This is a genomic window from Hymenobacter fastidiosus (assembly GCF_039539565.1).
In the GTDB taxonomy this organism is placed as follows: domain Bacteria; phylum Bacteroidota; class Bacteroidia; order Cytophagales; family Hymenobacteraceae; genus Hymenobacter; species Hymenobacter fastidiosus.
Genome location: NZ_BAABDJ010000035.1, coordinates 55,828 through 68,095, shown reverse-complemented (window position 1 = coordinate 68,095; position 12,268 = coordinate 55,828). Strand labels below are relative to the sequence as shown.

At 59.0% G+C, this 12,268-nt stretch carries 10 protein-coding genes; 5 read left to right on the top strand and 5 right to left on the bottom strand.

Translation table 11 applies throughout. The annotated features are described in order from the left end of the window. Nucleotides 1–28 precede the first annotated feature (28 nt). From gcvH to ABD833_RS14605, 3 genes are read left to right on the top strand one after another with little or no spacing between them, the layout of a single operon-like run. Complete coding sequence (gene gcvH / locus ABD833_RS14615; protein ID WP_345073966.1) at nucleotides 29–409, top strand: glycine cleavage system protein GcvH; 381 nt, start codon at nucleotides 29–31, stop codon at nucleotides 407–409. Nucleotides 410–423: 14 nt separating this feature from the next. After that, on the top strand, nucleotides 424–831 hold the full coding sequence (locus ABD833_RS14610; RefSeq protein ID WP_345073964.1) for a VanZ family protein: 408 nt from the start codon (nucleotides 424–426) through the stop codon (nucleotides 829–831). A 23-nt stretch (nucleotides 832–854) separates the two neighbouring features. Further along, entirely contained in the window at nucleotides 855–2,180 is a 1,326-nt protein-coding gene (locus ABD833_RS14605; protein ID WP_345073963.1) for a M28 family metallopeptidase, read from the top strand. A gap of 431 nt (nucleotides 2,181–2,611) precedes the next feature. Here ABD833_RS14605 and ABD833_RS14600 read toward each other — a convergent pair whose 3' ends face one another. Together ABD833_RS14600 and ABD833_RS14595 are read right to left on the bottom strand one after the other, a co-directional pair. Then, nucleotides 2,612–3,154 carry a hypothetical protein gene (locus tag ABD833_RS14600; protein ID WP_345073961.1) on the bottom strand — a complete coding sequence of 181 codons (543 nt, stop codon included), beginning with the start codon at nucleotides 3,152–3,154 and terminating at the stop codon, nucleotides 2,612–2,614. A 321-nt stretch (nucleotides 3,155–3,475) separates the two neighbouring features. Further along, nucleotides 3,476–4,366: a YicC/YloC family endoribonuclease gene (locus tag ABD833_RS14595; protein WP_345073959.1), complete on the bottom strand. Its 891-nt coding sequence runs from the start codon at nucleotides 4,364–4,366 to the stop codon at nucleotides 3,476–3,478. A gap of 160 nt (nucleotides 4,367–4,526) precedes the next feature. Between ABD833_RS14595 and ABD833_RS14590 the strand changes: the two genes are divergently transcribed. Beyond that, nucleotides 4,527–7,367 (top strand): TonB-dependent receptor, encoded by a 2,841-nt coding sequence (locus ABD833_RS14590; RefSeq protein WP_345073958.1) that lies wholly within the window; start codon nucleotides 4,527–4,529, stop codon nucleotides 7,365–7,367. A gap of 123 nt (nucleotides 7,368–7,490) precedes the next feature. Continuing rightward, nucleotides 7,491–9,149: a T9SS type A sorting domain-containing protein gene (locus ABD833_RS14585; RefSeq protein ID WP_345073956.1), complete on the top strand. Its 1,659-nt coding sequence runs from the start codon at nucleotides 7,491–7,493 to the stop codon at nucleotides 9,147–9,149. A gap of 97 nt (nucleotides 9,150–9,246) precedes the next feature. Here ABD833_RS14585 and ABD833_RS14580 read toward each other — a convergent pair whose 3' ends face one another. Genes ABD833_RS14580 through ABD833_RS14570 form a run of 3 tightly spaced genes read right to left on the bottom strand, consistent with a single transcriptional unit; the run spans nucleotide 9,247 to nucleotide 12,210 of the window. Continuing rightward, nucleotides 9,247–10,569 (bottom strand): polysaccharide biosynthesis C-terminal domain-containing protein, encoded by a 1,323-nt coding sequence (locus tag ABD833_RS14580; protein ID WP_345073954.1) that lies wholly within the window; start codon nucleotides 10,567–10,569, stop codon nucleotides 9,247–9,249. A gap of 46 nt (nucleotides 10,570–10,615) precedes the next feature. Next, nucleotides 10,616–11,173 (bottom strand): acyltransferase, encoded by a 558-nt coding sequence (locus ABD833_RS14575; RefSeq protein WP_345073953.1) that lies wholly within the window; start codon nucleotides 11,171–11,173, stop codon nucleotides 10,616–10,618. A gap of 35 nt (nucleotides 11,174–11,208) precedes the next feature. Further along, entirely contained in the window at nucleotides 11,209–12,210 is a 1,002-nt protein-coding gene (locus ABD833_RS14570) for an AAA family ATPase (protein ID WP_345073952.1), read from the bottom strand. Nucleotides 12,211–12,268 lie beyond the last annotated feature (58 nt).

Here is a 12,268-nt window from a genome sequence, read left to right as displayed (position 1 = left end):
CTCTTTCTGTTTTTCCTAAATCAAGCCCATGAATCTTCCTGCCAACCTGAAGTACACTAAAGAGCACGAGTGGATCCGTATCGAAGGCGACGTAGCCTACATCGGTATCACCGAACACGCTCAGAAAGAGCTCGGCGATATCGTCTATGTGGATATCGACACGCTCGACAAAGAGGTAGCTCAAAACGAAGTGTTTGGGACGGTGGAAGCTGTAAAGACCGTTTCCGATCTGTTCAGCCCTATCACGGGCACGGTACTGGAAATCAACGACAAGCTCGAGGGCAGCCCCGAAACCGTAAACTCGGATCCGTACGGCGACGGCTGGATGGTAAAAATGTCCATCACCACTCCGGCCGAGCTCGACGCCCTGCTGACGGCTGACGCCTACGGCGAGCTGGTGGGCGCCTAAGCCGCCTTCCGACCGTGTCTTTTACCGCGCCGCCTTCGGCCCGCCGCCGAGCCTTCGGGATTCTGCCGCTGGCGTGGGCGGCGCTGGTATTGGGGCTCACGCTGGCCCCGGCCCGCGCTATGCCTGAGGTGCCGCCGTGGGAGCTGATTTCCTTTGACACTGCGGCGCATGCTTTCGTCTTTTTCGTGCTGGCGGTGCTAAGCTATTTCTCCGCTCAACGGCAGCCCCCCGGGCATTGGCTGCGGCAGTACGCCTTTGGATTCACGCTCGCTGGCGGCCTGCTGTTTGGGGCGCTGATTGAGGTGCTGCAAACCAGTATGCACCTGGGCCGCCAGGGCGAATGGTCCGATGTTGCCGGCGACGCTATCGGCACTCTGCTGGGCTTAGCCAGCATGCACATTGTGCGGCGCTGGTGGGCATAGCCGTATTTTTCCGGGCCCTTTCTATGCGCTACCTCCTGGCCGTCTCCCGGCTTAACCAAGTTGTCTCCCTTAGTCTGGCCCTCGGTCTGCTTTGCCCGGCACCCACCGCGCGGGGGCAGGATATGGGCCAGGTCCGGGAAACCATATCCACCCTGGCGGCCCCGGCCATGCACGGACGCGGCTACGTGCAAAATGGCAGCAAACGAGCGGCTTCCTACCTGCACCGTCGTTTCCAAGCGTTGGGGCTCCGGTCCTTCACCCCTCGCTACGCCCAGCCGTTCGCCATTACCGTTAATACCTTTCCCGGCGAATTCTCCCTGCACCTTGATGGTCAGCCACTGCAGCCCGGGACTGATTTCATCGCTGATCCTGCGTCCGGCCCGGGGCGCATCAGCGGCCCGGTTCTCGCGTTGGACAGCCTGATTTTTACCAGTGAGCAAGCTGGCCAGCGCTTTCTTGCTCAGCGGTTGTCCGGTTACGTCGTGGTATTGCGCCGACGCGATGCGGAACGGCTACGGACGCTGCCGGACACCTTCACGCAACACCTGGATCAGGCCGCTGCTCTCATCACCCTCGTGCCGGATAAGCTGACGGCTTCTCTCGCGGCAACGCAGCATAGGCAGCCGCGCCTCCAGGTTATAGCCCGTCGTTGGCCGGGCCGTTGCCGGCAGGCCACGGTGCGCGTCGAAGCCCGGCTGGAGCGCAACTACCCCACGCAAAACCTGATCGGCTACGTGCCCGGCCGCATCCAGCCCGACTCTTTCCTGGTCGTGACGGCCCATTATGATCACCTGGGGCGGATGGGAAGCAAAGTTTTCTTTCCGGGAGCCAACGACAATGCCAGTGGTACCGCAATGCTGCTTGCGCTGGCGGAGCACTATGCCAAACCCGAAAATCAGCCGGCATATTCCATGGCCTTTATTGCCTTTGGGGCGGAGGAGGCGGGTTTGCTGGGCTCCCGGCACTACGTTGCTCACCCCCTGTTTCCCCTGACCAGCATCCGGCTTTTGCTTAATATGGACTTGCTGGGCACGGGTGAGGAAGGTATAACGGTAGTAAACGGCAAGCTGCTGGAGTCGGAGTTTCGGCTGCTCACCCGTTTGAATGCGACGGGCCGCTACGTGCCCCAACTGGCAGCGCGCGGCCGGGCGGCCAATTCCGACCACTATCCATTTTCCGAGCTTGGGGTACCCGCTTTGTTCTTCTATACCCGTGGTGGCAATAAGGCTTACCACGATGTTTATGATCAGCCGGCCGGGCTTTCGCTAGCCGGCTTTCTAGGCACTTTTCAACTTACCACCCATTTGCTGAACCTGTTAGGTGGTCAGCCTGCGCAACCCTCCCGCTAACTCAGGTCGCGTGGACCAGACGGGGCAACTCAATCAGCCCTGCTTGTCAGTGACCAAAGGGTCTGCTCAGGACAACGTGAGTATACTATCCATCACGAAGTGAGTTACAAGAACGAGGCCGAGACGCGACCCTTCGCGTCTGCGGGACCGCGCCGCGAAGGCATCGTTCAACGCCGGAACACGAAGGGTCGCGTCTCTACCTTGTGCGCCCGATTTTCGTAAATCACTTCGTAACGAGGGTAAGTTCCGGCGTAGTTGATTCAGTAATTTGCTGGAACGGCAGCACTTACCGGCGCAGTGGCCGTGCCGGGCTAAAGGATCATACCGGATGGTGATACCCCCGTATAAACAATCAACCCGGAATTGTCGGCTCGAAAGCGAACAATTCCGGGTTGGTTATATCTTCCTGAGAGGTTATACCGCTCTTTCTTCTAGCTGTTCGTCTTAAACGAATTCATGATCTGCTTGGCGACAGTTTCCCACTCGGGCTTCTGACGGTCGGCGCAGGTGAAGTTGCACATCAGCAGCTTGCCTTCCACGTCGGTAAAGAAAATCAGGTTGTATACCTCGTGGCCAAGCTCGGGCTTCATCAGCTCCATGTAGCCGACTTTCCGCCCATTCACCTCTTTCACGCCTTTATTGAACCACTTCGCCTCCTTGTACTGCTTCGCGTACATCTTGTAGAAGTTGTCGGCATACATGTCAATCATGTCCTGATCGGCCGTATTGTCGGTGTAGGTGAAAGCGATGGTAGCCTCCTTGTTATTGGTGTAGATAACACTCGGACGGCTCTGGGATTTCGCGTAGTTGAAATCCATTTGCTGCTCACTCATCACCTCGAAGCCTTTCGGAATCAGGATTTCAACACGCTCACTTAGAACGCGCTTTTTGATCATTTCGACCTCAGCGTATGGGCGGAAGGCCATCAGCATCAGCGTCAGGCACAGAACAGGAGCGAGTAGGGCTTTTTTCATAGTCGTAAACTGAAAAAAGGTGGAATTCAAAACTTGAGTAGGCATCCGATGAGAAGGGTCCTTCTGTTTGGATAACACAATTTACGTACAAAATCTAAACCCGCAAGTATTTCCTAAAGAAATAATCCGGGGGCAAGGTGTTCTGAGCCCGTAAACTGGGCTAAAGGGCACTTAGAGGCATTTACGGAGAATAGCTGCGTTTGGATGTAGCAACAAAATTTTCTTTGCACCCTAATTGAGTATTGGGATACTGCTATGACAAAATTTATGGCAAAAATTCAATTTCCCAGGCTTTCCTTACCACTGCCGTTCTGATAGCACTTAAAGGACATTGTTGATTTGCTCCTTAATCTTCTCCAGTTCCTCCTTCATGCCAACCACCAAATGCTGTACGATAGAGTCGTTGGCCTTGGAGCCTATGGTATTGATTTCGCGGCCTATCTCCTGCGAGATAAAGGCTAATTTCTTACCACTGTATTCTGGTAAGTCTACCGTCTCGTTGAAGTAGTTCAAATGGCTGTTCAGCCGCACCTTCTCCTCGGCGATATCCAGCTTCTCGATGTAGTACAGGACTTCCTGCTCAAAGCGAATCGGGTTGAAGTGTTCACTGACCGAAATTTCGGCCAGATGCGTTTGTAAGCGCTGCCGGACCTGCTCAATCCGGGTGGGGTCGAAGCGTTCCACTTCCCGGAGCTGGGTGCGAATCCGATCCACGTACCCCAGAATTTCGGTGGTCAGCGTCTGGCCCTCAGCCCGGCGAAACTGGTTGACGCGGTCCAGGGCTTCGTGGACCAGCGGCAGCAGCTCGTCCCAGCTTACTTCTTCCTCTTCTTCCACCGCTTCGGCACTGGGCGGCTGCAGCACGCCGGGCAGATTCAGGGCCAGGGCGAAAAGCTGATCTTTGGGAGCGCCAACCAGCTCGGCCGCTTTTTCCAGCTCGCGGTAGGCCGCCAGCAACGCTTCCTGGTTCAGCACCACGCCCAAACGCGCCGCGCCGCGGGGGCGGGTGAAGTCCAGGGTGAGGTTCACCTTCCCGCGCACCAGGCTTTTGGTTACCAGGTTCCGGATTTCCAGCTCCCGGTCCTGCAGCACCCGAGGCAGCCGTAAACTCAGGTCCAGGGTCTTGGAATTAAGGGACTTTACTTCGACGGTAGCGGAATAATAGTCGGTTTCGCGACGAGCGATTCCGTAGCCGGTCATGGATTGGAGCATGGCGAGAGAAGAGCGAAAGAAGAGTAAAACGGCCGCAAAAGTAATGATTTTCAATATAGTACAAACTGCTCAGCCAGCGCATAACACAAGCATAATACTGTAGCAATATTGACATAACAGGGTGGGGGTAATTTTGCGCAACGTTTCAACCCCCTAGTATATGCGTCGTTCCGGCCTGTTATTTTTCTTCCTCGTTTTCAGTCATTTACTCCTGGCCCAGCAGGGTTCAATCGGGGGGAAGGTAACCGATAAAAAGACGGGGGAAGGGGTCATTGGGGCTACCGTACTGGTTACCGGTACCACCCAGGCGGCCCCGGTTGACGTGGAGGGAAACTACGAGTTGAAGCTCGACCCGGGCACCTACAGTATCACGGTGACCTACATCGGCTACAAGCCGCTGAACTTCCCGGGCATCGTGGTAGCGGCCAACGCCAAGACGACCCTGAACGGCGTGATGGAGGAAAACGCCCAGAATCTGAAAGAGGTAGTGGTGACGGGCCAGAAGCAAACGGGCACGGAGGTGGCCCTGATTCAGGATCTGCGAAGAAGCGAAGTGGTCGTCAGCGGCATGAGCAACGACCAGATCGTGAAGACCCTGGACCGGGATGCTTCGGAAGTAGTGAAGCGGATTCCGGGGGTAACCATTCAAAACAACAACTTCATCGTTATCCGTGGTTTGGCCGAGCGCTACAACACGGTGATGCTGAACGACGCGCTGACGCCCTCAGCCGAAGTAGATACCCGCTCCTTTTCGTTCGATATTCTGCCCTCGTCGGTGATTGACCGGATCCTGATTTTCAAGTCGGGCTCGCCGGAGCTGCCGGGCGAATTTGGCGGCGGGGTGGTAAAAGTGTACACCAAGAACTCGGTGCTGGAAAACACGACCAGCTTCAGCCTCTCCGGCTGGGCGCGTAACAACACTACGTTCCAGAATGGCTACATGAGCAGCAACCGCACCCGTACCGACTGGTTAGGGTTCGACAATGGCCGCCGGGATCTGCCCGCCACCGTACCGGCCGGACAGGTAAGTCCTGATAACGTTCCCGCGGAACAACTCAACACCATCAGCCGCAGCTTTCGCAGCACGGCCTGGCTACCGAGTCTGGCCAAGGCCATGCCCGATCTGCGGGCTTCGCTGGGCATCAACCGCCGCTTTGAAATCGGGTCGATGTACCTGAGCAACGTGACGTCGGTTTCCTACTCCAACACCCGCGAACAATATGTGCAGTCGCGCCAGCGGGCCGGCGAGTTTGTTGAGATTGATCAGACGTATCCGCTGCAGTACGACTACAACGATACCCGCGCGCTGACGGCCGTCCGGCTGGGCGTGATTCATAACTGGCAGCTGCGCCTCAACGACCGGAACCGGGTGGAGTTCCGCAACTTCCTGAACCAGTACGGTACCGACGAAGTAGTAAACCGCCGGGGCGTTGACAAGGTAGAACAGCAGGAGCGCAACGACCATGCCCTGCACTACCAGAGCCGCACGATCTATTCCGGCCAGCTGCAGGGCACCCACGAGGTAGGCCCGGCCAGCCGCTCGACCGTAACCTGGACCGGCGGCTACAACTACGTATACCGCGACGAGCCCGACTACAGCCGCTACCGGGCCCAGCGCCCCGAGGATTCCGACCGCCAGTTTTTCGTGGTAATCCCCAATGGCGGTAACCCCTTCGATGCCAGCCGCTTTTTCTCGTCGCTGAAGGAGAACACCTACACCGGCGCCGGCCAGTGGGAGCAGCGCCTTCTGGGCCGCGACACGACCAAAGCCAATGAGTATAAGATCCGGGCGGGCTTCTACACGGAGCGCAAAACCCGGCAATACAACCAGCGCTACTTCTCTTACACGTTCAGCAACTTCGATGCCTTCAGCAAACGGCCCGACCGCGACGCTATCCTGACCTCCCCTATTGACCGGATCTTCGCTCCGAAAAACATCAACCCCGTTGATGGCTTCAAGCTGGAAGAAGGCACCAAGCCGGACGAATCGTACGAGGCTGAAAATACGCTGCTGGCGGGCTATGTAGGGGTGGTAGCGCCCATCTCCGACCAGCTCAGCTTGTCGGGTGGCCTGCGCGTGGAGCACAACCGGCGCTTCCTCGACGACGGCGGGGAAGACCCCAAGTACCAGGAGCTCAAAACCATTCCGCTCCCCTCGCTTAACGCCACCTACAACTTCAACCAGCGCAGCCTGCTCCGCCTGGGCGGTAGCGTGAGCGTGAACCGTCCGGAGTTCCGTGAAATTGCCGGTTTCTCCTACTTCGACTTCAACAACAACGCCATCATCACGGGCAACGACAGCCTGAAAACAGCCACCATCTACAACGCTGACCTGCGCTACGAGTTCTACCCGACCCGCTCCGAAATGCTGTCGGTTGGGGTATTCTACAAGCAGTTCCGCAACGCTATTGAGCAGACCACCCAATCGGTAGGGACCTCCCAGCTCTACCTCACGTACCAGAATGCGGATAAGGCCTACGACGTCGGCATCGAGCTGGAGGCCCGCAAAGGCTTCGTGGAGCTCACCGAGAATCCTTTTCTGCAGAAGTTCGGGGTAGTGCTGAACGCCTCGTTCATCCGCAGCCGCGTCCAGCTGCCCGACAATGACGCGAACCGGGGTTTCGCCCTCACCGACCGGGCCCTGCAGGGTCAGTCGCCCTTCGTGGTCAACACGGGCGTGTTTTTCCAGGATGACGACCGCAAATGGCAGGTTTCCGCCCAGTACAACGTGATAGGGCAGCGCATCTCCTTCGTGGGCGACAAGACGCAGAATTTCTCCGCTATTGAGATGCCCCGCCACGTAGTGGACCTCGCCGTAACCAAGGGCCTCGGCAAGCATCTGCAGCTGAAAGCCGGCATCCAGGACTTGCTCAACCAGCGCTACCGCACCTACTACGACCTGAACCGGGACGGCAAGATCAGCAAGGACGAGCCCCGGGTGTCGTTTGCGAGCTACCGCCGCGGCACCTACTCCACGCTGGGCCTGACCTACAACTTCTAGCGCCTACACAATAAGGTAACCTCCCGCTAACGAAACCATAACGCCCATCCTACCCCGGTGGGCGTATTGGTTTCGGACCTTCGCCCCGGCAAATCTGACCATCCTTCCTCCATCCATCCTGTCATGAAAAAGCTTCTACTCCCTGCCCTGCTCGCCTGCGCCGTAGCCGCCGCTACCCCGGTTGCCCCGGTATCGGCCCAGACCGTCTGCCCGGCTGCCCCGGCTACCGTTGCCATATCGGGCTCGATTACGAGCAACACGACCTGGACCAGTAACAACATCTATCTGCTGAATGGCTTTGTATTCGTGGAGAATGGCGCGGTCCTGACCATTGAGCCCGGCACCATCATCAAGGGCGATAAACCCAGCAAAGGCACCCTGATTATCAAGCAGGGCGGCCGCATTGAGGCCAACGGCACGGCGGCCCGGCCCATCGTTTTCACCTCCAACCTGCCGGTCAACTCCCGGGCCCGCGGCGACTGGGGCGGACTGATCCTCTGCGGTCGGGCGCCGGTGAACCAGGCCGGTACGCCCACCATTGAGGGCGGCGTAGGGGCGGTATACGGCGGCACCGACCCGAACGACAACTCGGGTACGCTGCGCTACGTGCGCATCGAATTCCCCGGTATTGCTTTCCAGCCTAACTCCGAAATCAACGGCCTGACGATGGGCGGAGTTGGCGCGGGTACTACTATTGATTACGTGCAGGTAGCCTATTCCGGCGACGACTCCTTCGAGTGGTTCGGCGGCACGGTGAATGCCAAGCACCTGATTGCCATTGCCGCTACCGACGACGACTTCGATACCGACTTCGGCTTCCAGGGCAAGGTGCAGTACGGTCTGGTGCTGCGCGAGCCGAACTCGGCTGACGTATCGGGCTCGACGGCCTTTGAGTCGGACAACGATGCGGCCGGCTCGACGCTGACGCCCCGTACGGCCCCTGTTTTCTCCAACATCACGGCTATTCTGCCAAACCCCATCGGCGTTACGGCCAACTTCACGCGGGCGATACACCTGCGGCGCAACACCAGCATCTCCATTTTCAACTCGGTGCTGACGGGCTGGCCCCAGGGCCTGACCCTGGACGGCTCGGCCGTGCAGGCCAACGCCACGGGCGGAACGCTGGTGCTCAAGAACAACGTAATGGCGGGCATGGGCAACCCCTATACCCAGCAAAGCGGCGGTACTTTCGACGTGCAGGGCTTCTGGTTGAATAGTGGCAACACCACTTTGCCGGCCAGCAGCGACCTGGGGCTGAATGCCGATAACTTCCGGGTGACGGGTACCTGCAGCAATGCGCCCTGCGTGCCTGACCTGGCGCTGCCGGCTGGCTCGGTGCTGAATACCGGCGCTTCCTTTGCCGATGCCAAGCTGGCCGATGCCTTTTTCAACAAAACCGGCACGTTCCGCGGGGCCTTCGGGAGAACTACCAACTGGGCCGCCGGTTGGTCTAACTTCAACCCCCAGACCACCTGCTACAACCGTCCGGGCTTCACGCTGGCGGCTAAGCCTGCCGCCTCTGACCAGGTGCAGGGCCTGAGCGTAGCGCCCAACCCAACAGCCGGGGCCGCAATGCTGTCGTTCGACCTGAAGCGGGCTGATGCCGCCACGGTGCGCGTGGTAGATGCGCTGGGTCGGCAGGTAGCCATTATCGAAGCGGGTCGTCTGGGTGCTGGTCTGCAGCAGCTGGCGTTGCCTTCCTCGTTGAAAAACGGCGTCTACATGGCCACCATTACCACGAACGAAACCAGCCAGATGGTACGGTTCGTAGTAGCTAAATAATTCACCTGTACGTTAGTAGCTGCTTATATCAGGAAATATAGCTAGGCGGATAGAGGCATGCTCCACATCTGGAGCATGCCTTTTCGTTGCAAAGGCGTTAAGGGCTGGTGCTCTGCTGGCGGCGCAGCCGCCGCAACGACACCACTATCAGCAAGCAGGTGGCCACACCAGCCGAGAGCAGCACTACTTGCTGGGTAAAAAAGTGGCTCAACAGCAGGTGCAGCAACAGAAACCCAAGCCCGAAGCCGGCAAACTGCCCGGCCCAGGAGCGCCAGGGTAGCAAGTCGTACCACCGCACGGCCAGGAGCCGGGCCGTATGGACCAGGTAGAAACCCGCCTGGCAGTAGGTACTGACCACGAAAGCCAGCGCCACGCCCGCCAGTCCCAGCAGCCGGTACAGCGGATACATGAGCCCCAGCGCCAGCAGTAAATCAAGCACTGCCCCAATGGTAATAATGCGTCCACAGCCTTTGTGCTGCAGCAGCGCCGTGAAGTTATAAGCCCGCAGTGGTATTACGAGCGACGACACCAAGAAGAGCGGCACGGCCGCATCGTAGCGGTGCGCGAAAACGACTCCGAACAGCTCAGCACGGAAAAGAATCAGGAAAAAGAACAGTGGAAAAACAACGCGACCAAGCACCGTAGCGGCCGTTTTCAAGGTGGCGAGCCGGGCGGCGTCGGGCAGGTCGGGCTGGCCAAAATGCAGTAACAGCGCACTGCCGGCCGCCCCCAGCAGCAGCGGCAGAAACGGTACGTCGAGCGTCCCATTGAAGTAAAGCGCGAAAAGAGCGGCGGGCAGCAGGAAGTTCAGAGCAAACTTATCTACCCACCGGAACAACACCTGCACCACTTCATTCAGGGCGGTATGAAACCACAGGCTGCGCACAGTGTGCCAGGCTACGGGGCCGGCGGCGGCGGGGTACTGCCGCCGGGCCAGCTGCGCCAGCGCGCCCAGCCGCAGCCCATTGCCTAGCAGCAGCCAGTACATCAGCTGCGTACTGCTCAGCACCTGCCCCACCAGCAACGCATGGCTTAGGCCAAAAATACCGGCGTACGCTACGCTGATCAAAGCCACCGGCCGGAACTGCCGCCCCAGCAAGGCATACGCTTCGAGCACCGCTACCGGCACGCTCAGCAACAGGAACGCGCCGGCTTGCCAGGGGGCAAAGAGTGAATTCGTCAGCCACTGCACGGCCGTGAGTCCGCCTGCCACCACTACCCACCAGCCTGCTACCGTTGCGGCCTGCTGTCGGCTCGTGCCCTGCACCAGCCCGTTTACCAGCGCCGCCGGATATGTAAGCACCAACGTCGGCAGGCCCAGGCAGGCTACGACATGCAGCACTTGCCACTGCACCCAAAAACTCTGGTAGCGCCCATACCAGCCCGCACTCATGTGCCGCGACAACCACACGAGCGCCACGACAGTAGCCAGAGCCGGAAAAAATCGAATCAGGAAAATGTACGCGCTATTTCCTAGCAGCGTGCCGCTCGTAGGTGCTTCGGGCTTGCGCATCACATTCTTCGCGGTTCAGATGTCTTAGAATTCGGGCCGGGTTGCCTGCCAGCACGCAGTAGCCCTCCGGAAAGCTCCGGGTTACCACGGCCCCGGCTCCCACTATTGTAAAATCGCCCAGCGCCACGCCCGGCAGCACAACAGCTCTCATACCCAGCCAGCAGAAGCTGCCCACGCGCAGAGGTTGAGCTGCCACACCCACGCCATTATCTACCGCATCATGGTTGGCCGAAATCAGCCCAACCTGGGGCCCCAGGTTGGTGAAGTCGCCGATGCTGACACCGTTATCCGCGTTGATATACACGCCGGGCGAGTCGCCGGGAAAGGAGCCCCGACCAGCCGTCAGCCGCTCGGGGCTGCGAATGGTGCTGGTATGATGCACTGCCCAGCGCACCCCGGCATTTTGCCGCAGTAGCCGCCGAAACACCACATCCAATGCGTAAAAGCTCAGCGGCATTTCCGGCCGCGCCGCCAGCAACCGGCTGAGCAGCTGCTTGATTCCGTTTTTCACGCGCCCCGCGTTGTGTGCTCCTGGCTGCCGGGGCATTAGCTGATGGGTACTTTGCGCAGGATGGCGTCGATCAGGTCCTGGGTGCGGATACCGTCGGCTTCAGCTTCGTAGTTGAGCAGGATGCGGTGGTTGAGCACGTCACCGGCGACGTCCTTGATGTCTTCGGGCAGCACGTAGTCGCGCTCATCCAGAAAGGCCACGGCCTTGGCGGCGCGGTGCAGGGCGATACTGGCCCGGGGGCTCACCCCAAACTGCACGTACTGGGCAAACTCGGCCAGGTCGTAATCGGCGGGCTTGCGGGTGGCAAATACCAGCTCGATGATGTATTTCTCCAGGGTTTCCGAAATCTGCACCTGATTGATCAGATTACGGATGGCGAAGATATCGTCCTTGGTCAGCACTGGGTTTACCTCGCCCACGTAGCTCATGTTGGCCATGCGGCGCATCACTTCCAGCTCGTCGGTTTTCTTCAGGTAGTCGACGTACACCTTCATCATGAACCGGTCGACCTGGGCCTCGGGCAGCGGGTAGGTGCCCTCCTGCTCCACCGGGTTCTGGGTGGCCAGCACCAGAAACGGCAGATCCAGCGGGTAGGTGGTTTCGCCGATGGTGACCTGCTTTTCCTGCATAGCTTCGAGCAGGGCGCTCTGCACCTTGGCCGGGGAGCGGTTTATTTCGTCGGCCAAAACGAGGTTGGCGAAGATGGGCCCCTTTTTCACCTCGAACACCGACTGGCCCTGGTTGTAGATCATGGTGCCCACGAGGTCCGACGGCAGCAGGTCCGGAGTGAACTGCACCCGCTGAAAGTGCAGGTGCAGCACCTTGGAAAGGGTGCTGATGGTAAGGGTTTTGGCCAGCCCCGGCACGCCTTCGAGCAGGATGTGGCCGCCGGTAAACAACCCGATGAGCAGGCGGCCCACCATATACTGCTGGCCCACGACGACCTTGCCGACCTCGGCAAAAACCTGCTTGACTTTCTGCTGATAGTCCGGTTTCTGCTCGAAAACCGGCGACGGAGGCAAAGGGGAATCGAACATACGGACGGAAAAACCGAAGGGAGATTCTCAAAGGTAGACAAAGGCCCGTGATGCCCCA